Consider the following 22,397-nt stretch of genomic DNA (forward strand, 5'->3'; position numbering starts at 1 on the left):
CGGAAGGAACCGACATGGCAGCACCGAACCCCATCCAGGTCCAGAAGTACCTGAGCGGCATCGACTACCCGGCATCGAAGGACGACGTCGTCTCGACGGCGGAGCAGGAGGGCGCGCCGGACGACGTGCTCGAGGCGCTCCGGGCGATCCCGGACGGCGAGTACGACGCCCCGACCGCGGTGTCGAGCGCCGTCTCCGACGCCGGCTGAGCGCGGACGCGCGGGCACGTGCTCGCGCGGGCTCGTGCTCGCGCGGGCTCGTGCACATCGAGTGAGCAGAAGACGTCGGGTGGCGCGATCGCACCCGGCGTCTTCTGCTCACTCAGCGGTGCCGGGGCCGCTCAGGGGGTCGGAGCGCGTCCCGCGCGGCACCGAGCCGTTGCCGGGGTCGTACCCGGAGTCCCGGATGACCCGGAGCGCGGTGGTGTCGCTGTGCACCGAGTGCACGACGACCCGGCGGGTGCGGCGGAGGGCGCGGCGGGCGCCCGGCGTGGCGAAGAGGCCGCCGAGCACCAGGCCCGCGCCGATCCCGAGCGCCACCGACACCGCCGCGACGAAGTCGAGCGCCGCGCTGGACGACCCCGACATGACGTTGAGCAGGGCGTTCGACACGGCGACACCCGGTAGCAGCGCCCCGCAGAACGCCGGCACCGCGATCGCCGCGACCGCCGTCCGCATCCGCACGGCGGCGTAGGTCGACAGGACGCCGAGCAGGACCGCGGCCAGGAACGTCGCCCCGAGCAGCGGGAGTCCGAGCTGGCGCAGTCCCCACAGCGCCGCACCGGCCGCCACCGAGAACACGACCGCGACGGGGATCACCCGGGCGCTGGCCTGCTGCACGAAGCAGTTCGCGGCGGCCGAGACCACGGTGAGCGACAGCGACGCCCAGAGCGGCAGGGTCCGCGTGACGATGCCGGTCGGGTCGACCTCGATCGACAGCCAGTGCGTCAGGGCGATCCCCGCGGGCACCCCCACCACGATGGCCGCGATGATCAGGCCGATGTAGAACGCCCGGGCGACGGCCATCGCTCGGAAGCCGGAGATCGCGTCCTGCGCCCACGTCACCAACGACGGGTGCGGCAGCAGGAGCACGACGAGGGCGGCGACCATGGTGGCCGCTCCACCCGGGTCGAGGACCCCGGCCCAGATGGCGAGGGTGCCGATCGCCGAGGCCACCGCGCCCTGCGCCCCGGACACGAAGAACTGCGGGTACCCGCGGCCGGTCAGCCAGCGTCCGGACACGATGATGCCGAGCATCAGCACGAACGCGCCCAGACCGGCACGCACGCCACCACCGGCCTGCATGGCGATGGAGATGCCGAGGACGGACAGTCCGACGTCGGAGAGCCACATCGGCCACCGCGGGGGCAGGCGCAGCACGGCGACCAGGGCGTTGACCGCCGAGGTCATGTCGCGGTCGTCGTGGATCAGGTCGTCGACGATCTGGTTCGCCCGCGCGAGCTTGTCGAGGTCGGACCCGTCGGAGCGCACGGTGCGGACCTTCACGAGCGGTGGGACGTCGGCGGGGGCGTACTGGATCGTCACCGAGCTGCCGGAGAAGTCGAGGTCGAGCGGCGCGAGGTTCCACTTGGTCGAGACGGCGACGACGGCGGTCTCGACGCTGCGGGTGTCCGCGCCCGAGGCGAGCATCACCTCGGCCAGGTCGAGGCAGAAGTCGACGATCTGCTGCGCCGTGTACTGGTCGCGCCCCTTGGCGTCGGGTTCGACGTGCTCGTAGATCGTGCCGCGCAGGCGGGCTCGGGCGTCGCGCAGGTCGTGCTGCGCCAGGTTGCGGCGGCGTGGCCGGGGCGGACGGCCCGGCTTGTGCGGGCCAGGGGGGTGCTGCTCGGCCATCAGGCCATCGTGCCAGCCGAGGCGGCCCGAGTCCGGACGTCCGCTGAGCGACGGACGGGAGGCCCGGTGCCAGCTGGCACCGGGCCTCCCGTCCGTCACGTGGTGACGCTGACCGCCGCGTCTACTGCTCGAGCGTCGCGTGCAGCGTGATCTCGACGCCGGTGAGCGCCTTGCTGACGGGGCAGGTCGCCTTGGCGTCCTCGGCGGCCTTCAGGAAGGTGGCCTCGTCGATGCCGGAGACCTCGCCGCTGACCGTCAGGGCGATGCCGGTGAGCTGGAAGCCGCCCGCCGGGTCCGGGCCGAGCGAGACGTCTGCCTTGACGTCGAGGGCCTCGACGGTGCCGCCGGCCTCGCCGAGGACGGCGGAGAACTGCATGGCGTAGCAGGCCGAGTGCGCGGCGGCGATGAGCTCCTCGGGGCTCGTGGTGCCACCGGCCTCGTCAGCGGCGCGCTTCGGGAACGAGACGTCGTACGTGCCGACCTTGGAGCTCGAGAGCTCGACCTGACCGGAACCGTCGTTGAGGCCGCCGTTCCAGGCGGTGCGTGCGGTGCGAGTGGGCATGCCCGCTCCTTTCGTGTGGGGTGCGGCCCCGAGCGGGACCGCCGCAGCCGAGTCAATCGGAGAACGACCGTTCTCGCAACCGGCTCACGGGGAAGACGCAGGTCTGCCCTACGATCGGGCGCATGGGGGACAGCGACATGACCGGCTTCCGCGCGTCCGTGCTCCGGCAGGGTCCGGTGGACGTGACGAACCCGGTGGTCGCCTGGCTCCGGTTCTGGACGCAGGGGTGGCGGTTCCACGGGCGGGCGAGCCGCTCGGAGTTCTGGTGGGTCATCGCGCTCGAGTTCGCCGTGACCACCGCACTCCTGGCCTGGCTGTCGGCCGACGGCGTCGGGCGCTGGCAGTTCTTCGCCGACCCCTTCGGCGTCGTCCCCTCGCCGCAGGTCGCCTTCCACCTGCTCGGTGATGACCACGGCTGGCGGTTCGGCTTCGGGACCGGGCGCGACGCCTGGGCCGATGTGCGTGACGTCGCGATCATGGTGGTGCTCCTCGTCACGGCGATCCCGCGGTGGTCGCTGCTCGTGCGGCGACTGCACGACCGCGACCACACCGGCCTGTGGATCCTGCTCCTCGTCTTCACCGGGCCGATCGGGTGGCTCGTGGTGACGATCATGGTGGCGCGGTCGTCGCGTCCTGGTGGTGCGCGGTTCGACCGCGGACTGTTCGCCGGGCGGCGAGGCTCGGAGGGGCCTGCGCAACAGGCGTTGCCCTCAACAACAGGTGTAGCGTGAAGGGCGATCAAAGGAGAACCCCATGCGCGCCGTCGTGTTCGAGCAGTACCAGACCTTCCCGTCCCTGACGGACGTCCCGAAGCCGACACCCGGGCCGGGTGAGGTCCTGCTGAAGGTCGCCGGAGCCGGAGCGTGCCACTCCGACGTCGCTGTGTACCGCGAGTTCCAGCAGGGGCAGCCGGGTGCACAGGCGCCCGCGTTCGTGCTCGGCCACGAGAACTCCGGGTGGGTCGAGGCCGTCGGCGACGGGGTCACCGGGTTCACCGTGGGGGACGCCTACCTGGTGTACGGCCCGGTGGGTTGCGGGCACTGCTCGTACTGCTCCAAGGGGCAGGACACCTACTGCGAGAACGCGGCGACGAACCCCTACATGGGCATCGGCCTCGGGCGCGACGGCGGCATGGCGGAGTACGTGACCGTGCCCGCGCGGAACCTGGTGCCGCTCGGCGACGCCGACCCGATCGCCGCCGCACCGCTCAGCGACGCCGCCCTCACGCCGTACCACGCCATCAAGAACTCCCTGCCGAACCTGGCCGGTGGTGGTCGCTTCGCGCTCGTCGTCGGGCTCGGCGGCCTCGGGCAGATCGCCGTGCAGATCCTCACCGCGCTCACCGGCGCGACGGTCATCGCCACGGACATGAAGCAGGACGCGATGGACCGCGCCGCCGCCCGCGGGGCGATCACCGTCCCCGGCGGACCGGACCAGGCGGAGCGCATCCGCGAGATCACCGGCGGGCGCGGCGTCGACGCGGCATTCGACTTCGTCGGTGCCACCCCCACCATCAAGGTGGCCCAGGCGTCGATGGCGGTCGGCGGCCGCTTCACCGTCGTCGGGATCGCCGGCGGCACCACCGAGTGGAACTTCTTCTCGACGCCGTACGAGTCGACGATCACGAACACGTACTGGGGCACCATCGAGGACCTGCACGAGGTCGTCGCGATGTACCGCGCGGGGCAGATCGTCCCCGACGTCGAGCGGTACGCGCTGTCCGACGCGCTCGAGGCGTACCGGAAGCTCGAGGCGGGCGAGCTCTCGGGCCGCGCGGTGGTCGTCCCGACGCTCTAGGCGTCGTCCCGCTGCGACCGGTCAGCGGCCGGCGGCGTAGCCCTGCGCACCGCGGGGGTTCGCCGCCGCGCCCAGCACTCCCGTGGACGGGTCGCGGGTGACGCAGGAGAGGCGACCCAGTGACCAGTCGCCGGCGCGCATGACGACGTGACCACGGGCCTCCAGACCGGCGACCACCGCGTCGCCGAGCCGGTCCTCGACCACGAGCCCCGCCGGCTCCCACGTGCGGGGCCAGAACGAACCGGGGAAGGACGTGGTGTGCAGGGCCGGGGCGTCGACGGCCTGCTGCGGGGAGTAGCCGCCCACGATCCAGCGCAGCAGGAACAGCAGCTGCCACTGGTCCTGCTGGTCGCCCCCGGGGGACCCGAGCGCGGCGACCGGCTGGCCGTCGCGGAGCACCAGGGTCGGGGTCAGCGTGGTGCGGGGGCGCTCGCCGGGGCGCAGGGTCGATGCCGTGCCCGGTTCGAGCCACGTCATCTGCAGGCGCGTGCCGAGGCAGAACCCGAGCTCGGGGATCGTCGGTGAGGACTGCAGCCAGCCGCCGGACGGTGTCGCGCTGACGATGTTGCCCCAGCGGTCGACGACGTCGATGTGGCACGTGTCCCCGCGGGTCTCCCCGTCCGGGGCCACGAACGGCTCGCCGCGGTCCTCGACCGGGGCGGCCGGCGGGACCTCGGTGTCGGCTCCGGCAGCACGGGTGACCTGCACGGTCGGCTCACCCACGCCCACCGACCCGGCGGCGTCGTACGCGGTGCGGACGGGCGGCATTGCGTGCTCGACCCCGGGGATCGTTCCGGGGCGGAGGTCCGCGGACGCCCGCTCGCCGATCAGCGTGCGGCGCTCGTCGGCGTAGGTGTCGGAGAGCAGCACGTCCATCGGGACCGCGCCGTCGCCGTAGAACGCCTCACGGTCGGCGAGGGCGAGCTTCTGCGCCTCGACGATCGTATGGGCCCCGAGTTCGGTCGACGGGTCGAGCAGGGCGTCGTCGAGCGGTTCGAGCAGCCGGAGGGTCTGCAGCAGTGCCGGCCCCTGTCCCCACGCGCCGGTCTTGGCGATCGTGCAACCGCGGAACTCGACGGTCGTGGCCGGCTCGTACGACGCACGGAACGCGGCCAGGTCCGACGCCCGGAGGACCCCCGCGTGGTCGGTCCCGGACGCGTGCCGGTGCGGTTCGCGGACGAACCGGTCGATCGCCTCGGCGACGAACCCCTCCGCCCACTCGGACCGGGCCGCGTCGATGCGGGCGGTCCGGCTGGCGGCACCGCCACCGGCCTCGACGAGCCGGTCCAGCACGGAGGCGAGCGCCTCGTTGCGCACCAGGTCCCCGGGGACCGGCACCGTGCCTCCCGGCAGCCACCGCGTGGCGGAGGTGGGCCAGTGCAGCCGGAACAGGTCCTGCACGGCGGTGATCGTCCGGACCACCGCGGGGGCGACCGGATGACCGTCGCGGGCGTACCCGACGGCGGGCGCGAGGACGTCGGCCAGCTCCCACGTGCCGTGGTCGCGGAGCAGGAGCAGCCAGGCGTCGACCGCTCCCGGGACGGTCGCGGCCAGCGCGCCGGATCCGGGGACGAGGTCGAGGCTCTCGGCGCGGTAGTGCTCGGGGGTCGCGCCGGCGGGGGCCGGACCCTGCCCGACCAGCACCGTCGGCGACGGGTTCGCGGCCGTCGCGAAGACCGCCGTCAGGTCGCCTCCCGGGCCGTTCAGGTGTGGCTCCACCACGTGCAGCACGAAGGCCCCGGCGACGGCCGCGTCGAACGCGTTGCCGCCGCGCTCGAGCACCGACTGCGCGGTCGCCGTGGCGATCCAGTGCGTGGACGCCGCCATGCCGAACGTCCCCTGCAGGTCGGGCCGCGAGGTGTGGCGTTCGGGCGGGACGAAGGCGGGGTTCGGCGTCGGCATGGCCCCATCCTGTCCCCGGGCGGCGTGCCGGCACCAGGCACCCCCCTGTCAAGGGGTTGTGCGCCCCGCGCAGAAAAGCGAACATCGTTCGGCGACTCGTACAGGGCGAGCGCCGAACGCCCGTGCGCTCGCACGGTCGGTTCCAGGGCAGGGGATCCATGACCACCACTCCGTCGACCGTCGCACGCGCGCGCCGACTCCCACGCATCGCCGGTGCCGTCACGGCACTGGCCCTGGCGGCGGGGGCGCTCGTCGCGACCGCAGAACCGGCCGCGGCCTCGGCCGTCTGGGTCGGTTCGGCCCCGGCCGGCACCAAGCTCGTCCCCGGCGACCAGGTGACGTCGCCGAACGGCCAGTTCAAGCTCATCATGCAGGGCGACGGCAACCTGGTGGAGTACGGCATCGGCAACCGCGTGCTGTGGGCGTCAAACACGGCCGGCAACTCCGGTGCGATCGCCGTGGTCGGCAAGAACCGTGCCCTCGACATCACCAAGAACGGCAAGCGCATCGCCCGCTGGGCCTCGGCAGGGTCGGTGAACTCGACCGCGCTGAAGGTCCGCGCCGACGGCACGATGGCGCTCCTGGCCGGCAAGACCGTCGTCGTGAGCTGGACCGGGTACCAGGACCGTGTCGCCTCGGGCAACACCATCCTGGGCGGGACCGTCCTGCGCTCGGACGAGGGCTCGTCGCGCACGCTGAACATGCGCACCGACGGCAACCTCGTGCAGAAGCAGAACGGCAAGGTCGTCTGGCAGTCGCGCACCGGTGGCCACCGCGGCGCCTGGGCGGAGTTGCAGACCAAGGGCAACTTCGTCATCTGGACGCGCGACGCCTCGCGCAAGAAGGTGGCGCTCTGGAGCTCGCGCACGAGCACGGCCGGTTCGGGCAACCTGCTCGTGCAGGTCGACGGCAACGTCGTGCTCTACGGTGCGAAGGACACCCGCGTGTGGTCGAGCCGTCCGGTCACCGGCCTGGCCTGGCCCGTCAACGGCACGAAGATCACCGGCCGCTACGGCGACGACCGCGGCGCCGGGCACGTCCCGCGCTACCACCAGGGTGCGGACGCGCCGGTGCCCGTCGGGACCCCGGTGTACGGGTCCGGCACGGGGACGGTGACCAGGACCGTCTCGAACGACGGCGCCTACGGCAACTACGTCGTCGTGACCTACGGGATGACGGCGGTGCTCATCGCGCACCTGAGCAAGATCCAGGTGAAGCAGGGGCAGATCGTGAAGCTCGGCACCGAGATCGCGAAGTCCGGCAACACCGGGCAGTCGACCGGGCCGCACATCCACGTGGAGACGCGGCGGAACGGCACGCTGGTCGACCCGCTGAAGAACATGCACTTCCGCTGACGCGGGACGGGGCGGGCGTTCTCGCCCCGTGCATCGAGTGAGCAGAAGACGACGGGTTGCCCCAAGGCACCCGACGTCTTCTGCTCACTCGTCTGGTGCCCCTCGCACCGGGCGAGAGCGCGGCATCCAGTTTCTGTCTATGGCACTTGCCTTGTTCCCCGGCGCGATCTCGCAGGTTCGTCGGCTCGACCTCGCTGCCGATGCGCAGCGTGAAGCGATCGCCTTCGTCGCGGAGGTCGATCAGGGCGACGTCACCGTGGTCATCCGTGCCGAGCTCGATCCGACCCTGGCGCGTTCGCTCGAAGAAGCCACTGCCCTGCGCGCCGAGGCCGAGGTCAAGGAAGCCCGCGCCCTCTCGCTCCGCAAGGCGATCGCTGTCTCGCTGAAGGACGACGGCCTCACCCTGCGGGACATCGCGGTGGTCCTGGGGGTCTCGTACCAGCGGGTGCACCAGCTCGTGCACGAGGGCGAGCCGGCGGCGCTCGCTGCGTCCTGATGCGTACTTCCGGCAGGTGGTCGGAAGTGCATCGCCAGGAACGCGGTTCGCCCTGTTCTCGTACGATTCCTTCGTGAAGAAGACCGGTCAGGTCGCGCTCAGCCTGGAAGCGGACAGGCAACTCGTCGCCTCGAGTGACCGATGAACTGCGTGCTGGCGAGGGTCCTGTCCGGGCTGTCCAGTGCCGGAAGCGGGGTCATCGTGTTCCTGGTGGTCGTCGCAGTCATCGTCCTCAGCCGCGGACGCTGGACCGCACCCCGAAGCGACGCAACTGTCCGGGAGGTCGCATGACGCGCCTCCACGCCGGAGGCGGCAACGCGCCCGACGCCGAAGCCGTCCTGGCCGCGTTCGCCCGCACCACCGGCGACGTCGCCGCGGCCCGCAGGGTCGCACGGCAGTTCTCCGACCTGGACGAGGGGGAGCGTTCGGCGCTGCTCTGGAGCGAGGACGACGGCGCGAAGCTCGTGGCCGTCCTGCTGCTCGTCCAGGCGATGCGGGCGCACCCCGACCCGGAGCTGACCGACGAGTACCTGTCGGCGGCGAAGGCCGAGCGCTTCGCGGACTCGGTGCTCGTCGACCTGGCTGCCGAGGAACTCGTCGGCGCCCCGCTCGTGGGCGGGTCGACCGGGCCGCTGTTCGCGCTCGTGAAGTCCGACGTGGCGATGGTCCGGCGGATCGCGATCGTGGCGACGCTGGCGTTCGCGAAGCAGGGCGACGCCGAGGTGCCGCTCGGCATCGCCGGCCGGCTGGTGCGGGAACGGGGCGAGACGGTGCAGTCGGCCCTCGGGTGGGTCCTGCGCGAGACCGGCAAGCGGGCGTCCGAGGGAGCACTCGTGGCGTTCCTCGAGAAGAGCGGTCGGTTCCTGAGCCCGGCGGCCCGACGGACGGCGACCGAGCACCTGCCCCCGGCGGAACGCGACCGCCTGCGCGGCTGACCCTCCGGCGCATCGGCGCATCGGCGCACCGGCACCGGTACCGCACCGCCACGCCGACACGCCCGCGCCGAGGTCGCAACCGCCACGTCGCGACCCTGCGCTGCGAACCGACTGTGCAGTCCGCCCAACCGACCACATGGTCGGTTACGGTCGGATCGTGACCCAGACCAGCACCACCCCGACCCACCGCGCCTCCGTCCGTGAGTGGGCATCCCTCGGCGTCCTCACCCTGGCCGTCGTGCTCCTGGCGATCGACGGCACCGTGCTGGCCCTGGCGGTGCCGTCGCTCACCGCCGACCTCGACCCGACCGCCACCCAGGTGCTCTGGATCGGTGACGTCTACTCCTTCGCGCTCGCCGGGCTGCTCGTCACGATGGGCAACGTCGCCGACCGGATCGGCCGCAAGCGGCTGCTGCTCATCGGCTCGGTCGCCTTCGGGTTGGCATCGGCCGCCGCGGCGTTCGCGTCGAGCCCCGAGCTGCTCATCGCCGCGCGGGCGCTCCTCGGCATCGCGGGCGCCACCCTGATGCCCTCGACACTGTCGCTGGTGCGGACCATCTTCCGCGACCCCCGGCAGCGCACCACCGCCATCGCGGTCTGGTCCGCCGGCGCGACCGGTGGGGCCGCCGCCGGACCGCTCGTCGGCGGGGCGCTGCTCGAACACTTCTGGTGGGGGTCGGTGTTCCTCATCAACATCCCGGTCATCGCCGTGATCGTCGTCGCCGGGGCGTTCCTGCTGCCCGAGTCGCGCGGCGGCGCCCGGACCCCGATCGACCTGCTCTCCGCCGTGCTCTCGGTGCTGGCGATCGTGCCGCTGGTGTACGCCGTCAAGCACCTCGCCGGGCACGGGTTCGACTGGACGGTGCCGGTCGCCGCGATGGTCGGCCTCGGTGCGGGCTGGTGGTTCGTCCGACGGCAGGCGCGCCTGACCACGCCGCTCATCGACCTGCAGCTGTTCCGGATCCCGGCGTTCTCGGGCGCGGTGATCGCGAACTCGCTGTCCGTCTTCGCGCTGAGCGGTCTGCTGTTCTTCTTCTCGCAGTACCTGCAGCTGGTGCGCGGGTTCACCCCGCTGCTGGCCGGTGCGGCGGAGCTCCCGGCGACCCTGGCGTCCATCGCGGTCATCGCCGTGATCGGCCTGCTCACCCGGTACGTCGGCCCGGGGCGGTCCATCGGCCTCGGGCTCGCGGTGGCCGCGGTCGGCATGGCCGGACTCGCGTTCGCCGAGGGCCTGCCGACGTACTGGGGGATCGCGATCGCGCTCGCCGTGGTGGGCATCGGTGTCGGGGTGTCGATGACGCTGGCGACCGACGCGGTCGTCGCTGCCGCGCCCCGCGAGCGGGCCGGTGCCGCGTCGGCGATCTCGGAGACCGGCTACGAGCTCGGCGTCGCGCTCGGCATCGCGGTGCTCGGGTCGCTGCAGACCGCGTTCTACCGGTCGTCCCTGGACCTGTCGGGCGAGGGCCTGGGCGCTGGGATCGCCGACCGGGTGCGGGAGTCGCTGGCATCGGCGACGCAGGCGCTGCAGCCCGGCTCGCCCGTGCTCGAGCACGCCCGCGAGGCGTTCACCGGCGGCATGCAGCTCGCCTCGGTCGGCGCTGCCGTGCTGCTCGCCGTCGCGGCCGTCGTCGCACTCCGGGTGATCCCGAACCGGCAGGATGGACCGCATGACCACTGACCGCCCCACGGGGACCACGAGCACGGGCCCCGTCCGCACGGGTACCGACGGTTCCCGTGACCGGGACCGCACCCGGCAGGCGGTGCTCGAGTCGGCGCACCGGCTGCTCGCCGAGCGGGGCACCCGCGTGAGCGTCGCCGAGATCGCGTCGGACGCCGGCGTCTCGAAGAGCGGGTTGCTGCACCACTTCCCGTCGAAGGACGAACTCCTGCTCGCGGTAGTCGAGCACGGACTGGCCGCGTTCACCGACGAGGTCCTGCACCACGTGGACCTGGCCGAGAACCGCCCGGGCAAGGTCCTGCGCGCCTACGTCCGGACGCTCTGCGGCGGCAGTGAACAGGCGATGGAGCTGTTCGCCCCCTCGTCGCACTGGACCGGGCTGATGAGCGTCCCCGGGATCGCCGCGGTCGTCGCCGAGGACGCCGAGCACTGGCGGACGCTGTTCGCCCGCGACGGCCTGCCCGAGGACCGCACGCTCGTGGTCCGACACGCGGCCGAGGGGCTCGCCGCCGCGGCCGGCATGCCGCCCTACCTGGACGAGCGGGAACTCGCGGTGGCGCGGGACGCGCTGCTCGCGCTGGCAGAACCCGCCTGACCCGACGGCCGGGAGGCCCGGTGCGCGTCCGACCCGCAACGCGCGCCCGGCAGGGGTGCCGTTCCGTCCCGGCGGGCGCGCGAATCCGCGCGCGAGGGGAGCCCGGGGCTGGGAGCGTCCACGGGACGGGCGCGTACCGAGGAGGGGAACGCGAGTCGTGCCTCCAGGCCGGCTCGAAGCGACCACGAGAGGAACGCGACGTGCGCGCACTGACCTGGCAGGGCACCGAGAAGGTGTCCGTCGAGACCGTCCCCGACCCGACCATCCAGGAGCCGACCGACGCGATCGTGCGGATCACCTCCACGGCGATCTGCGGCTCCGACCTGCACCTGTACCGGGTGCTCGGCCCGTACATCGACCGCGGTGACGTGCTCGGCCACGAGCCGATGGGCATCGTGGAAGAGGTCGGCTCCGCCGTCACGAACCTGAAGGTCGGCGACCGCGTCGTCGTGCCGTTCAACATCTCCTGCGGCCACTGCTGGATGTGCCAGCACGGCTTCCAGTCGCAGTGCGAGACCACCCAGGTGAAGGAGTACGGCACCGGTGCCTCGCTCTTCGGGTACACGAAGATGTACGGCCAGGTCCCCGGCGGCCAGGCCGAGTACCTCCGCGTGCCGCACGCCGACTACGGGCCCATCAAGGTGCCGGACACCGGCGCGGACGACCAGTGGCTGTTCATGAGCGACATCATCCCGACCGCGTGGCAGGCCGTGCAGTACGCCGAGGTGCCGGAGGGCGGCACGCTCGCGGTGCTCGGTCTCGGCCCGGTCGGGCAGTTCGCCGCCCGCATCGGCAAGCACCTCGGGTACCGGGTGCTCGCCGTCGACCCCGAGCAGGTCCGCCGTGACCTGGGCGCGAAGCACGGCATCGAGGTGTTCGACCTCGACGACGACATGGTGTCGAAGCTCGTCGACCTGACCGACGGCCGCGGACCCGACGGCGTCGTCGACGCGGTCGGCATGGAGGCGCACGGCAACGCCGTCGCCGGGTTCGCCCAGCGCGCTGCCGGGCTGCTGCCCGACAAGCTCGCGCAGAAGGCCATCGAGACCGCCGGCGTCGACCGCCTGGCCGCCGTGCACGCGGCGATCGACCTCGTGCGCCGTGGTGGCACCGTCTCGCTGAGCGGTGTCTACGGCGGCATGGCCGACCCGATGCCCATGATGACGCTGTTCGACAAGCAGATCACGATCCGCGAGGGACAGTGCAACGTCCGCCGCTGGGTCGACGACCTCATGCCGCTCGTGTCCGACCCCTCGGACCCGCTCGGCACGCTCGACCTGACCACGCACCGGGTCTCCCTGGAGGACGCCCCGCACATGTACTCCGTCTTCCAGAAGAAGGAGGACGGCTGCATCAAGGTCGTGCTCGACCCCGCGATGGCCTCGGCCTGATGCGCGTCGTCGTCGTCGGCGCGACCGGCAACGTGGGGACGGCGGTGCTCCGTCGGCTCGCGACCGCACGCGCCGGCGGCGACGGTGAGCACGTGGCGGACACGGCCGGCGGCGGAGCACAGGGGGCGGTTGCGGCTCACGGCGGCGGGGTCGAGATCGTCGGCGTCGCCCGTCGGCTGCCCGACCTGCGGGCCGAGCCGTACGCCGCCGCCCTGTGGCACGCCGTCGACATCGGTGCGCCCGACGCGGTCGGGCAGCTCGCCGCGGTGTTCCAGGGCGCGGACGCCGTGATCCACCTGGCGTGGGCACTGCAACCGACGCACGACATCCCCGCGCAGCACCGGACGAACGTCACGGGCACGGCGAACGTGCTCGACGCGGTGGCGCGGGCCGGCGTGCCCCAGGTCGTCATCGCGTCGTCCGTCGGTGCCTACCGCGGCGTGGACGTCGACGGCAAGCGGACCCCGGTCGACGAGAGCTGGCCGGCCGACGGCATCCCGACCGCCACCTACTCGATCCACAAGGCCGAGAACGAGGCCGCGCTCGACCGGTTCGAGGCCGAGCACCCAGACGTCGTCGTGACCCGCCTGCGCCCCGGGCTCATCTTCCAGCGCGAGGCCGCCGCCGAGATCCGCGGGCTGTTCCTCGGACACCTCGTCCCCATGTCGATCGTCCGGTGGGTGCGGTGGCTCGTGCTGCCCCTGCCCCTGCCGTTCGTGTTCCAGGCGGTGCACGCCGACGACGTCGCCGACGCCTTCTGGCGCACGGTCGACCGACGTGCCGGTGGTGCGTTCAACATCGCGGCGTCACCGGTGCTCAACCCGCCCCGGCTGGCCCGGGCGTTCGGCATGCTCGGTGCGGTCCGCATCCCGTTGCGGCTGCTGCGCGGGATCGTGACGCTGACGTGGCGGCTGCGCCTGCAGCCGACGGATGCCGGCTGGATCGACATCGCGGCGGGCGTCCCGATCATGCGCACGGACCGTGCCCGGTCCGTGCTCGGTTGGGAGGCCCGGCACACCTCCGAAGACGCCCTGCGTGCGCTGGTGGCCGGGTTCGCAGACGGTGCGAACGTGCCGGGATCGGGGCCGCTGCGCGGCTGACGCACGGCCGCAGCGGTCCCCCTCGCGCTACGCTCGGCTCGTCGGAGCGGGTTCGGCGGCGTGGATTCGTCGGAGCGGACCCGTCGGAGCGGGAAGGGGACTGCCGTGGTGCTCGGTGGACTGGCATTCGGTGAGATCGAGGGGCCGGAGGGGTCGGGGGCGTCCGACCTGTTCAGCGGGTGGTTCGGCGTGGCCTTCGGTGTCGTCGCCGCCCTGATGCTCCTGACCACCCTGACGATCGTCCTGGTGACGCTCTACCGGGGCAAGCGCATGGCCGACCGGGGGCAGAACCCGTTGACCGTGCAGGAGGACCTGGCGCACCGAGCGATGCAGAGCCGGACGCTCGCGCCGGACACGCCTCTGGAACAGCGGCTCGCCGAGCTCGACGACCTGCACGCCCGCGGGGTGATCTCCGACGAGGAGCACCGCAGGGCTCGGGCCGAGGCGTTGCGCGGACGATGACGGGACCGGGACCGGGCAGTGCGGGTCGTGGCGTGGGAGGCACGAGCATCCCGGACTTCGACGTCGAACCCGCCGTCGGACCGCGCTTCTTGCCGCGCGTCCTCGGCGTCGTCTCCGCCGTGACCGGTGTGCTCGCCGTCGTCGGCTGGCCGGTGCCCGTCGTCTCGCGGCACGCCCGGCGGGAGCACGCGTGGGAGCGGACCGTGCAGGGCGTCCAGGACTGGCTCGCGCACGACGGTTGGCGCGCCTCCGGTTCGTCCTGGCTGTACGGAGCGGCGTCGGTCGCGGCGCTGGCGGGCGCGATCACCCTGCTGCACCCCGGTTGGACGGATGCCCGGAAACTGGCCGTCGTCATTGGGCCGGCCGGCGTCCTGCTCGTGGTCGGCCTCGCGGTGCAGTGGGCGCTCGGTCTGCCGTGGTCGAACTACGGTCAGGCGTGATCGCGGTGCTGCCGACCGACCTGCTCGGAGCGTGGGACCTCCACCGCACGGTGCACGACCACCGTGCCGGGGCGTGGGGCGTCGTGACCGGGGCCACCACGCTGGCCGCCGTCACGGCCGACGAGGTGCGCTGGGACGAATCCGGCGTCATGACGTTCGACGGCCGCACGACGCCGGTGTCGCGGACCCTGCTGGTGCGGCGGTCGAGCGCGGGGTCCGACGGCTGGACCGTGCACTTCGCCGACGGTCGGGTCTTCCACGACTGGGTGTGGGGCACGAGTGTCGCCCACGCCTGCGCCCCCGACGACTACACCGGCGCCCTCGACGGCGACCAGCACCGCTGGACCGTGCGGTGGGAGGCGCTCGGGCCGGCGAAGGACTACCGACTGGACAGCGTCCTCACCCGACCCCGGGGATGACCAGCGCCGATGACCCGCGGGGCGCCCGGGTGCCGGTCCGTCGGGGGTCACGGCCAGACTGGGGGCATGGCACGCTCCTCGGGCACCGACGCCCCGCGCATCACCCTGACCGAACCCCCGGACCTGCAGGACTGGGTCCCCGCTCCCGGTGACGTCCTGACCGGCGACCGGATCGAGGGCAAGCGCATCGACGTCCTCGACCTGGCCGGTGGACGGCTGCCCGACCTGGAGATCGAGGAGTGCGTCATCGACACGCTCCGGGCCGACGACGCCGACCTGCGGGGCCTGCGGGTCCGTGACTCGCTCGTCGACGTGCTCGACGCCCCGATCCTCCGGGCCTCGAGCAGCTCGTGGCGCGAGGTCCGGGTCTCCGGCGGACGGGTCGGCTCGGCGGAGCTGTACGACGCCGGGCTGAACGGCGTCGAGTTCGTCGGCATGAAGTTCGGGTTCGTGAACCTGCGCGGGTCGACGATCACCGACGTGGTGTTCCGCGACTGCGTCATCGACGAGCTCGACATCGCCGACGCGAAGCTGCTGCGGGTGTCGTTCGACGGCAGCAGCATCCGCGCCGCCGAGGGGTCGAACACCCGCATCGACCACGTGGACCTGCGAGGAGCGGACCTGGACCGGGTCGAGCGGCTCGAGGGCTTCCGCGGGGCGACGATCGGCGCCGACCAGCTGTACACGCTCGCGCCGCTGCTGGCCGCGCAGGCCGGTTACCGCGTCGACTGACCGGCGCCGGGTCCCGCGCTCACCGACACTCCACGCCCGCCGGGGCCCGCGAACTGTCGCTCAACGCGAAACAGCGCCCGCGCCCGCGCCGGTGCCGACGCCAGCCCCGGCCAGTGCCGCTGCCAGGTCGGCCTGCACCAGGTCGCCGTGCACGGCCGCGCCCGTCTGGGTGCCGGCGGCCGCCGATGCGACCACCGTCGCCATCGGGTTCGTCACGTTGCCGGCCGCGTACACGCCGCGCACCGGCGTCTGCCCGACGGCGTCGACGGTCAGCGCCGTCGCGTACGAGAAGTCGCCCATGAACTGCTCGGTCGCCGTCAGACCCAGGCCGGACAGGAAGTCCACCCGTGCCTCGGGTCGGCTGGCCGTGGCGAGGGCGTCGAGCTCGACCGAGGAGCCGGAAGCGAGTGCGACCCCGGTCAGCCGGTCGCCCTCCGAGACCACCTCGGTGACGGGGTCGGTGACGACGGGGACTCCGCGTGCTGCCAGACCGGCGCGGTCGGTGTCGTCCAGCAGCGCCGGATCGGTCACGAACGCGGTCACCCGGTCGCTCAGCGCGCGGAACATCAGCACGTGGTGTGCCCCGTTCGGCGTGGTGACGAGCACCCCGATGCGCTGGTCGCGGATCTCCCACCCGTGGCAGAACGGGCAGTGCACGACGCCGCGCCCCCACTGCTCGGCCAGCCCCGGGACCTGCGGCAGGACGTCCACGGCGCCGGAGGCGACGACCAGTCGGCGGGCCGTCACGACCGCGCCGGAGTCCAGCGTGACCGAGAACCCGACCGGGTCGGCGGCGTCGCCGGTCGTGGCGGACGCGGCCACGACCCTCCCGGCCGTGACCCGGACGCCGTAGGCGGCGACCTCGTCGCGACCGATGCGGGTCAGCTCGGCCGGCGCGACGCCCTCGCGCCCGAGGTAGTTGTGGGCACCGGCCGCCGGTGCGTTGCGCGGTTCGCCGGAGTCGACGACCAGCACCGAACGGCGCGAGCGCCCGAGGATGAGGGCGGCGGACAGGCCGGCGGCCGAGCCGCCGATGACGATGACGTCGTGGTGATCAGACATGCGCCGATCATGCGGGCTCCCGTCGCCGACTGGCAACGAACGTTGCCGAGGTGGCAACATGGCGCCATGAGCAGCACATCGCACGATCGTGGCCGGGAGGAACGGCTCACCCCGCGCACGACGGCGCAGGTCGTCGACGGAGTCGGCCCCCGACTGCGCGCCCTGCGCGCCCGACGCGACGTCACGCTCGCCGCGCTGTCCGAGCAGACCGGCGTCTCGGTGAGCACCCTGTCGCGCCTGGAGTCCGGACAGCGCAAGCCGACGCTGGAGCTGCTGCTCCCGCTCGCCCGCGCGTACCAGGTGCCCCTCGACGACCTGGTCGGCGCACCGCGGACCGGGGATCCACGCGTGCACATGAAGCCGGAGGTGCTCGGTGGCCGCGTGGTCGTGCCGCTGACCGAACGGACCGGCGGCGTGCGGTCCTTCAAGCAGCTCTTCCCGCCGCACACGCCGGGTGGTGAACCGTCGCTCAAGACGCACGAGGGGTACGAGTGGATCTACGTGCTGTCCGGCCGGCTGCGGCTGCTGCTCGGTGAGCTCGACCTCGACCTCGGCCCGGGTGAGGTCGCCGAGTTCGACACCCACACGCCGCACTGGGTCGGCAACGTGACCGACGCCGTCACCGAGGTGCTGTGCCTGTTCGGGCCGCAGGGCGAGCGGGCGCACGTGCGCTCCCGCCCGACCCGTGAGCGCACGCCGACGTCCTAGAACACGTGCGTCATGACGTCCTCGAGCAACCCGGACGTCTCGATGTTCGACTGCTGGATGTGGATCCCGATGTCGCCCCGGGTGAAGTACGTGTCACCGTCGGTGACGGGGTACTGCGAGTTCTTCGAGACCTTCTGGCAGCGCAGGCCCTCGGCCTCGGTGTCGCATTCGTAGCCCCGCGCGGTGAGCTTCTCGAGCTCGTCGCTCGCCGTGGCCGAGTCGACGACGTCGACCGCGATCGACAGGTAGGAGATGTCGGCCTGCGGCTCACGCCACACGCAGTACAGCCGCTTGCCGTCCGGCTGCAGCACCGGCGTGAAGGAGCTCTTCGGGATGGCTATCGGGTCGCCGACGACGGACGGGTCGTTGAGGGGAGCGGACGCGAAGGCGTCGTCCCACTTGCCGGGGGTGATCAGGTCGGTGCAGCTGTCGGGCACGGTGCCGGCGTCGAAGTCCACCCCGGGGACCTGGGTGACGGTGGACGTCGGGCGCGGGCTGCTGCTCGCGGTGGGGCTCGGCGCGGACGCAGCCTCGGTCGACGGGCCCGGACCGACGCTCGCCGGGCCGGCCGGACCGGCCTGCGCACACCCGGTCAGGGCGAGCCCCGCCGCCAGCAGGGTCGTCAGCGTGATGGTGGTGCCGGTCCGCGTCGTGTGGCGCATGGTTCCCCCTCGTTCGGTCACGTCGGGTCGTGACCCGCTCGCACGAACGTACCGAACGACGGCGGCGCCGGTCCTGACCGTCACCGTCCCGTGGCCTGGCGCTGGCGCGGTCGCCGGTGCCCGGGTCGGCGCTCAGTGGGTGCGCCGCCACCGCCGGACCCGCGACTCCGCTCGCAGGCGTCGTGCCCACCGCCGGACCGGGTTCGCCCGCCGCCCGTTCACGTGGAAGGTGTGGAACGCGCGTCGCGTCCGGAGCCAGGCGGACCCGAGGCCCGAGAACGGTCGCGCGGACACCAGCACCGTGAGCGAGGGGGCGGCCAGGACCCGCCAGGCCGGGTCGAGCTGCATGCTCAGGTCGACGTCGTCGTGCACCTCGGGGTCGTCGCCGTGGGCTCGCCTGCGGACGGCGGCCCACGTCGACCGGCGCATCGCCATCGCGGAGCCGAACAGCGGTGGGCGTGCGAGCGCGCCCCGCATGAGCACGAAGTACGGCCCCATGTAGACCGCGTCCCACGTCCACCGCAGCAGGCGTCCGCCGTCGTACGGCCGTCCGGGTCCGGTCACCGCGACCACCTCGGGGTCGTCGAGCAGCCGGACGGCCTCGGCGATCCAGCCGGGTGGCGGGACGGAGTCGGCGTCGAGTCGCACGATGACGTCGCCGGACGCTCGGTCGTACCCGCGGGCGGAGGCCCGGGCGATGCCGCGGACGGGTTCGGACAGCACGACCGCGCCGGCCGACGTGGCGACGGCGGCACTGTCGTCGCTGCTGCCGTTGTCGACCACGACGACCTCGTCGGCGCGGACGGTCTGCACGGCCAGGGCGTCGAGGCACCGGCGCAGGTGCACGGCGTCGTCCCGCACGGGGACGACGACCGAGACACGCAGCACCCTCCGATCCAACCGGCTCGTCGCTGTGTGGACGATCGGACCGCGTTCTGCGACGTTCCTGTGTCCCGACCCAGAGGTCGGCGCGCACGTTCGGTCAGGACACGCCCCCGGTGCACGCCGGGGACGACGACAACCGGAAGGCCGACCATGACCACGAACCCACCCGGGAACGACTCCGGGACCCCCATCCACGACCGCACTGCGGCGACCGAGGGACACGAGGTCGCGCCGGGCGTGACCGTGCCGTCCTACGCGAGTGGCACCCCCGCCGCCCGCCCCTCGGACCCCGACGCGTCGCAGACCTACGACCCGTACGGCGACGCCGCAGGTGTGCCCTTCGACGCGCCCCTCGACGCCGTCCCCGCCGACGAGCAGCTGCCGGCAGCCCCGACCACGCCCCTGTCCGGCGGCGCGACCACGGGCGGCACGAGCGGGAGCGGTTCCGACTCCAGCGGTGGCTCCGGCAAGGCCGACGCGGCCAAGGGCGCCGCCCAGGACGTCGCCGGCGACGCCAAGGAGAAGGCCGCGAACGTCGCGGGCACCGCGAAGGAGCAGGCCTCGAACGTCGCCTCCGAGGCGACCGACCACGCCAAGCAGCTCTACGCGCAGGCGAGCAGCACGCTGAAGGACCAGGCTGCCGACCAGCAGCAGCGCGCCGCCGGTGGGCTCCGCAGCATCGGTGAGCAGCTCGGCCGCATGGCCGAGAACGACGACGAGCAGGGTGTGGCGTCGAAGGTCGTCCGTGACCTGTCCGGCCGCGCGACGTCGGCCGCCGGGTTCCTCGAGAACCGTGACCCGGGCTCGCTGCTCGACGAGGTGAAGTCCTTCGCCGCGAAGCGTCCGGGCACCTTCATCGCGATCGCCGCCGGTGCGGGTCTGCTCGCCGGCCGTCTCACCAAGGCGCTCGCGACCGAGATCAAGCACGAGAAGGAGGCCGGCGACGGCACCACCGGGACGGGGAGCGGCGTATGAGCCAGTCCGTCCCCGGCGCGGCACCCCTCGGTGAGCCGACGCCCGAGGAACGCGCCGCGACCACGCCGCTCGGCGAGCTGCTGTCCGACGTGTCCCGCGACCTGTCGACCCTGTTCCGGCAGGAGGTCGCGCTCGCCAAGGCCGAGCTGACCGACTCCGCGAAGAAGGCCGGCAAGGCGGGCGGCATGTTCGGCGGCGCCGGGCTCACCGCGCTGTTCGCCCTGCTGTTCCTGTCGATCGCCGCGTGGTGGGGCCTCGGCTACCTCATCGGCAACGCCTGGTCCGCCCTGATCATCGCGGTGGTCTACGCCGTCGTCGCCGCGATCCTCGCCGTCCGCGGACGCAAGGAGATCAAGGAGATCACGGGCGCCCCGCAGACGGTCGAGACCGCCAAGGAAGTCCCCGAGACACTGAAGCCCAACACCGGGAGGAAGCCATGAGCACCCCAGACGAGATCCGCGCCGACATCGAGCGCACCCGAGGCGAACTCGGCTCCGACGTCGACGCGCTCGCCGACAAGGTCAGCCCGTCGTCGATCGCCCACCGCCAGAGCGAGAAGGTGAAGAGCCGCTTCCAGGACGTCCGCGAGTCCGTCATGGGCGCAGCGCAGTCGGCTCGTTCGAGTGCCTCCGGTTCCGCCTCGGGCGCGACCGACCAGGCCAAGGACGCCGCGCACAAGGGTGTCGAGAAGGCCAAGGGCAACCCCCTCGCCGTCGGTCTCATCGCCTTCGGTGCCGGCTGGCTCGTGTCGTCGCTCATCCCGACGACCGACAAGGAAGAGGAGCTCGCCGGCGAGCTGAAGGACAAGGCCGCCCCGCTCGTCGACGACGTCAAGGAGCAGGCCAAGGACCTCGGTTCGCAGCTCGGCGACGCCGCCAAGGAGCACGCGCAGGACCTCAAGGGCACCGCGCAGGAGGCCGCGCAGACGGTCAAGGGCGAGGCGCAGGGCGCCGCGTCCGACGTGAAGGACACCGCGCAGGGCGCTGCGGACGACGTCCGCAACGGCTGACGCGAGCAGCTGAGCCGGCGCGCCGACCGCGTCGACGGACGGGAGGCCCGTGGCGACACCGCCACGGGCCTCCCGTCGTCCCGCGGCTGGGAGGCGATCCGGGCCTCCCGAGCAGCATGGACGGATGGCCGACACTCGCACGACAGCAGTCCTCTTCGACATCGACGGCACCCTGGTCGACTCGAACTACGCGCACATCGACGCGTGGTGGCGGGCGTTCCTGGCGGTCGGTGAGTCGGTCGACGCCTGGCGGATCCACCGCGCGATCGGGATGGACTCGGCGAAGCTGCTCGAGACGCTGCTGCCCGACGCCTCGGACGACACCCGTGCCACCGCGAAGCAGTTCCACACCGCGTACTACACCGAGCAGGTGCCGCGACTGCGATTGCTGCCGGGTGCACGGGAGCTGCTGCGGTCGGTCGCCGAGGCCGGGCACGCGGTGGTGCTCGCCACGAGCGCTCCCGAGCACGAACTCGCTCCGATGCGCGAGCTGCTCGACGCCGGCGGGTGGGTCGCCGCCGAGACCAGCTCCGAGGACGTCGAGCAAGCCAAGCCGGACCCGGGCATCATCCGGGTGGCGCTCGACCGGGCCGGGGTGTCCGCGGACGCCGCGGTGATGGTGGGCGACGCGATGTGGGACGTCGAGTCGGCAGGCCGGGTCGGGGTGACGAGCGTCGGGGTGATGACCGGCGGCATCGGCGGCGACGAGCTCCGCGGTGCCGGGGCGGCCGAGGTCCACGACGACGCCGCGGCGGTGCTCGCGGCGTTCCGTGCGGGCGAGGGGCCGATCGCCGCGCTGGGCACGCCCGCCTGAGCGCACCGGGTTTCCGGGGCGACGGTCGTCCGTGTCAGGATCGTCGATCGTGATCACGATCGAACGCGTTTCCTGGGACGACCCCCGCAGCGTGGAGCTCCGCGCGCGCATGGACGACGAGATGCACGAACGCTACGGGGCGTCGAACGCCGGCGAGGACCCCGCCGTCACGGCCGAACGGAGCCGTGCGCTCGCGGTCGACTCCGCGACCGTGGTGACGTCGCTGCTCGCCGTCGACGAGGCCGGTGCGCCGGTCGGGCACATCGCGATCCGCCGGCTCGGCGACGAGATCGAGCTGAAGCGGCTCATCGTGACCGCCGCGGCGCGGGGCAAGGGCGCGGCGACGGCCCTGCTCGAGGAGTGCGAGCGCGTCGGCCGTGAGCTCGGTGCCGCTCGGCTCATCCTGCAGACCGGGGACAAGCAGCCCGACGCGGTGGCGCTGTACCGGAAGACCGGCTGGCACCAGATCGACGTCTACGAGCCGTACGTCGCGACGATGCCCTGGTCGTTCTGCTTCGAGAAGGCCCTCTGAGCCGACCCACTCTGTTTGCACTATCAGCGCGGT

26 protein-coding genes are annotated in these 22,397 nt (G+C 72.9%); 20 read left to right on the forward strand and 6 right to left on the reverse strand.

Translation table 11 applies throughout. The annotated features are described in order from the left end of the window. Positions 1–14 precede the first annotated feature (14 nt). Entirely contained in the window at positions 15–209 is a 195-nt protein-coding gene (locus LEL83_RS06280) for a DUF2795 domain-containing protein (protein ID WP_027467172.1), read from the forward strand. Positions 210–317: 108 nt separating this feature from the next. Here LEL83_RS06280 and LEL83_RS06285 read toward each other — a convergent pair whose 3' ends face one another. Further along, complete coding sequence (locus LEL83_RS06285; protein ID WP_225558162.1) at positions 318–1,853, reverse strand: threonine/serine exporter family protein; 1,536 nt, start codon at positions 1,851–1,853, stop codon at positions 318–320. A gap of 121 nt (positions 1,854–1,974) precedes the next feature. After that, positions 1,975–2,415: an OsmC family protein gene (locus tag LEL83_RS06290; protein ID WP_198657429.1), complete on the reverse strand. Its 441-nt coding sequence runs from the start codon at positions 2,413–2,415 to the stop codon at positions 1,975–1,977. A gap of 122 nt (positions 2,416–2,537) precedes the next feature. Here LEL83_RS06290 and LEL83_RS06295 point away from each other — a divergent pair, with 122 nt between their 5' ends. Beyond that, entirely contained in the window at positions 2,538–3,146 is a 609-nt protein-coding gene (locus tag LEL83_RS06295; protein WP_225558163.1) for a DUF805 domain-containing protein, read from the forward strand. A 22-nt stretch (positions 3,147–3,168) separates the two neighbouring features. Next, a complete protein-coding gene (locus LEL83_RS06300; RefSeq protein ID WP_198657431.1) occupies positions 3,169–4,212 on the forward strand; it encodes an NAD(P)-dependent alcohol dehydrogenase in 1,044 nt (347 codons plus the stop codon). 21 nt (positions 4,213–4,233) lie between these two features. Here LEL83_RS06300 and LEL83_RS06305 read toward each other — a convergent pair whose 3' ends face one another. Beyond that, complete coding sequence (locus LEL83_RS06305; RefSeq protein ID WP_372454442.1) at positions 4,234–6,114, reverse strand: gamma-glutamyltransferase family protein; 1,881 nt, start codon at positions 6,112–6,114, stop codon at positions 4,234–4,236. Between the two features lie 158 nt (positions 6,115–6,272). Between LEL83_RS06305 and LEL83_RS16180 the strand changes: the two genes are divergently transcribed. From LEL83_RS16180 to LEL83_RS06360, 11 genes are all read left to right on the forward strand, one after another. Beyond that, entirely contained in the window at positions 6,273–7,469 is a 1,197-nt protein-coding gene (locus LEL83_RS16180; protein ID WP_198657433.1) for a peptidoglycan DD-metalloendopeptidase family protein, read from the forward strand. A 139-nt stretch (positions 7,470–7,608) separates the two neighbouring features. After that, entirely contained in the window at positions 7,609–7,965 is a 357-nt protein-coding gene (locus LEL83_RS06315) for a hypothetical protein (RefSeq protein ID WP_225558164.1), read from the forward strand. Positions 7,966–8,252: 287 nt separating this feature from the next. Further along, a complete protein-coding gene (locus tag LEL83_RS06320; protein WP_225558165.1) occupies positions 8,253–8,900 on the forward strand; it encodes a DNA alkylation repair protein in 648 nt (215 codons plus the stop codon). A gap of 157 nt (positions 8,901–9,057) precedes the next feature. After that, complete coding sequence (locus tag LEL83_RS06325) at positions 9,058–10,578, forward strand: MFS transporter (protein WP_225558166.1); 1,521 nt, start codon at positions 9,058–9,060, stop codon at positions 10,576–10,578. Beyond that, positions 10,568–11,173 (forward strand): TetR/AcrR family transcriptional regulator, encoded by a 606-nt coding sequence (locus tag LEL83_RS06330; protein ID WP_225558167.1) that lies wholly within the window; start codon positions 10,568–10,570, stop codon positions 11,171–11,173. The genes LEL83_RS06325 and LEL83_RS06330 overlap by 11 nt, the downstream gene beginning before the upstream one ends. Before the next feature lie 200 nt (positions 11,174–11,373). After that, positions 11,374–12,564, forward strand: coding sequence for a zinc-dependent alcohol dehydrogenase (locus LEL83_RS06335; protein ID WP_198657437.1), 1,191 nt, complete (start codon positions 11,374–11,376; stop codon positions 12,562–12,564). Then, the gene (locus LEL83_RS06340; protein WP_225558168.1) at positions 12,564–13,664 is read left to right on the forward strand and encodes an NAD-dependent epimerase/dehydratase family protein; all 1,101 of its coding nucleotides are present in this window, start codon (positions 12,564–12,566) and stop codon (positions 13,662–13,664) included. The genes LEL83_RS06335 and LEL83_RS06340 overlap by 1 nt, the downstream gene beginning before the upstream one ends. A 105-nt stretch (positions 13,665–13,769) precedes the next feature. After that, positions 13,770–14,126: an SHOCT domain-containing protein gene (locus LEL83_RS16185; protein ID WP_225558169.1), complete on the forward strand. Its 357-nt coding sequence runs from the start codon at positions 13,770–13,772 to the stop codon at positions 14,124–14,126. Positions 14,127–14,158: 32 nt separating this feature from the next. Continuing rightward, complete coding sequence (locus tag LEL83_RS06350) at positions 14,159–14,566, forward strand: hypothetical protein (protein ID WP_225558170.1); 408 nt, start codon at positions 14,159–14,161, stop codon at positions 14,564–14,566. Further along, positions 14,563–14,985, forward strand: coding sequence for a DUF6314 family protein (locus LEL83_RS06355; protein WP_225558171.1), 423 nt, complete (start codon positions 14,563–14,565; stop codon positions 14,983–14,985). The genes LEL83_RS06350 and LEL83_RS06355 overlap by 4 nt, the downstream gene beginning before the upstream one ends. Before the next feature lie 66 nt (positions 14,986–15,051). Next, a complete protein-coding gene (locus LEL83_RS06360; RefSeq protein WP_198657442.1) occupies positions 15,052–15,717 on the forward strand; it encodes a pentapeptide repeat-containing protein in 666 nt (221 codons plus the stop codon). Positions 15,718–15,777: 60 nt separating this feature from the next. Here LEL83_RS06360 and LEL83_RS06365 read toward each other — a convergent pair whose 3' ends face one another. Then, positions 15,778–16,779: an NAD(P)/FAD-dependent oxidoreductase gene (locus LEL83_RS06365; RefSeq protein ID WP_225558172.1), complete on the reverse strand. Its 1,002-nt coding sequence runs from the start codon at positions 16,777–16,779 to the stop codon at positions 15,778–15,780. Between the two features lie 66 nt (positions 16,780–16,845). Between LEL83_RS06365 and LEL83_RS06370 the strand changes: the two genes are divergently transcribed. Continuing rightward, complete coding sequence (locus LEL83_RS06370) at positions 16,846–17,487, forward strand: helix-turn-helix domain-containing protein (protein WP_225558173.1); 642 nt, start codon at positions 16,846–16,848, stop codon at positions 17,485–17,487. Here the strand turns inward: LEL83_RS06370 and LEL83_RS06375 are convergent. Both LEL83_RS06375 and LEL83_RS06380 read right to left on the reverse strand, forming a co-directional pair. Further along, the gene (locus LEL83_RS06375; protein WP_225558174.1) at positions 17,484–18,149 is read right to left on the reverse strand and encodes a hypothetical protein; all 666 of its coding nucleotides are present in this window, start codon (positions 18,147–18,149) and stop codon (positions 17,484–17,486) included. The two genes, LEL83_RS06370 and LEL83_RS06375, sit on opposite strands and share 4 nt — an antisense overlap. 132 nt (positions 18,150–18,281) lie before the next feature. Beyond that, positions 18,282–19,037: a glycosyltransferase family 2 protein gene (locus LEL83_RS06380; RefSeq protein WP_225558175.1), complete on the reverse strand. Its 756-nt coding sequence runs from the start codon at positions 19,035–19,037 to the stop codon at positions 18,282–18,284. A gap of 147 nt (positions 19,038–19,184) precedes the next feature. Between LEL83_RS06380 and LEL83_RS06385 the strand changes: the two genes are divergently transcribed. The 5 genes from LEL83_RS06385 (at position 19,185) to LEL83_RS06405 (ending at position 22,364) form a co-directional block, all read left to right on the forward strand. Beyond that, positions 19,185–20,009 carry a hypothetical protein gene (locus tag LEL83_RS06385; RefSeq protein WP_198657447.1) on the forward strand — a complete coding sequence of 275 codons (825 nt, stop codon included), beginning with the start codon at positions 19,185–19,187 and terminating at the stop codon, positions 20,007–20,009. Further along, positions 20,006–20,449 carry a phage holin family protein gene (locus LEL83_RS06390; protein WP_198657448.1) on the forward strand — a complete coding sequence of 148 codons (444 nt, stop codon included), beginning with the start codon at positions 20,006–20,008 and terminating at the stop codon, positions 20,447–20,449. Before LEL83_RS06385 ends, LEL83_RS06390 begins: the two co-directional genes overlap by 4 nt. Further along, positions 20,446–21,018, forward strand: a complete 573-nt coding sequence (locus LEL83_RS06395; protein WP_225558176.1) for a DUF3618 domain-containing protein — start codon at positions 20,446–20,448, stop codon at positions 21,016–21,018. The genes LEL83_RS06390 and LEL83_RS06395 overlap by 4 nt, the downstream gene beginning before the upstream one ends. A gap of 124 nt (positions 21,019–21,142) precedes the next feature. Further along, on the forward strand, positions 21,143–21,832 hold the full coding sequence (locus tag LEL83_RS06400; RefSeq protein ID WP_225558177.1) for an HAD family hydrolase: 690 nt from the start codon (positions 21,143–21,145) through the stop codon (positions 21,830–21,832). Positions 21,833–21,881: 49 nt separating this feature from the next. Next, a complete protein-coding gene (locus tag LEL83_RS06405) occupies positions 21,882–22,364 on the forward strand; it encodes a GNAT family N-acetyltransferase (protein ID WP_225558178.1) in 483 nt (160 codons plus the stop codon). The last annotated feature ends 33 nt before the right edge of the window (positions 22,365–22,397 follow it).

The organism is Curtobacterium oceanosedimentum (assembly GCF_020297365.1).
Classification (GTDB): Bacteria; Actinomycetota; Actinomycetes; order Actinomycetales; family Microbacteriaceae; genus Curtobacterium.

What these genes read in the sequence shown, in the direction of transcription:
- LEL83_RS06280 (WP_027467172.1), top strand. Translation starts at nt 15, where the DNA reads ATGGCAGCACCGAACCCCATCCAGGTCCAGAAGTACCTGAGCGGCATC.
- LEL83_RS06285 (WP_225558162.1), bottom strand. Translation starts at nt 1,853, where the DNA reads ATGGCCGAGCAGCACCCCCCTGGCCCGCACAAGCCGGGCCGTCCGCCC.
- LEL83_RS06290 (WP_198657429.1), bottom strand. Translation starts at nt 2,415, where the DNA reads ATGCCCACTCGCACCGCACGCACCGCCTGGAACGGCGGCCTCAACGAC.
- LEL83_RS06295 (WP_225558163.1), top strand. Translation starts at nt 2,538, where the DNA reads ATGGGGGACAGCGACATGACCGGCTTCCGCGCGTCCGTGCTCCGGCAG.
- LEL83_RS06300 (WP_198657431.1), top strand. Translation starts at nt 3,169, where the DNA reads ATGCGCGCCGTCGTGTTCGAGCAGTACCAGACCTTCCCGTCCCTGACG.
- LEL83_RS06305 (WP_372454442.1), bottom strand. Translation starts at nt 6,114, where the DNA reads ATGCCGACGCCGAACCCCGCCTTCGTCCCGCCCGAACGCCACACCTCG.
- LEL83_RS16180 (WP_198657433.1), top strand. Translation starts at nt 6,273, where the DNA reads ATGACCACCACTCCGTCGACCGTCGCACGCGCGCGCCGACTCCCACGC.
- LEL83_RS06315 (WP_225558164.1), top strand. Translation starts at nt 7,609, where the DNA reads ATGGCACTTGCCTTGTTCCCCGGCGCGATCTCGCAGGTTCGTCGGCTC.
- LEL83_RS06320 (WP_225558165.1), top strand. Translation starts at nt 8,253, where the DNA reads ATGACGCGCCTCCACGCCGGAGGCGGCAACGCGCCCGACGCCGAAGCC.
- LEL83_RS06330 (WP_225558167.1), top strand. Translation starts at nt 10,568, where the DNA reads ATGACCACTGACCGCCCCACGGGGACCACGAGCACGGGCCCCGTCCGC.
- LEL83_RS06340 (WP_225558168.1), top strand. Translation starts at nt 12,564, where the DNA reads ATGCGCGTCGTCGTCGTCGGCGCGACCGGCAACGTGGGGACGGCGGTG.
- LEL83_RS06360 (WP_198657442.1), top strand. Translation starts at nt 15,052, where the DNA reads ATGGCACGCTCCTCGGGCACCGACGCCCCGCGCATCACCCTGACCGAA.
- LEL83_RS06365 (WP_225558172.1), bottom strand. Translation starts at nt 16,779, where the DNA reads ATGTCTGATCACCACGACGTCATCGTCATCGGCGGCTCGGCCGCCGGC.
- LEL83_RS06370 (WP_225558173.1), top strand. Translation starts at nt 16,846, where the DNA reads ATGAGCAGCACATCGCACGATCGTGGCCGGGAGGAACGGCTCACCCCG.
- LEL83_RS06375 (WP_225558174.1), bottom strand. Translation starts at nt 18,149, where the DNA reads ATGCGCCACACGACGCGGACCGGCACCACCATCACGCTGACGACCCTG.
- LEL83_RS06385 (WP_198657447.1), top strand. Translation starts at nt 19,185, where the DNA reads ATGACCACGAACCCACCCGGGAACGACTCCGGGACCCCCATCCACGAC.
- LEL83_RS06390 (WP_198657448.1), top strand. Translation starts at nt 20,006, where the DNA reads ATGAGCCAGTCCGTCCCCGGCGCGGCACCCCTCGGTGAGCCGACGCCC.
- LEL83_RS06395 (WP_225558176.1), top strand. Translation starts at nt 20,446, where the DNA reads ATGAGCACCCCAGACGAGATCCGCGCCGACATCGAGCGCACCCGAGGC.
- LEL83_RS06400 (WP_225558177.1), top strand. Translation starts at nt 21,143, where the DNA reads ATGGCCGACACTCGCACGACAGCAGTCCTCTTCGACATCGACGGCACC.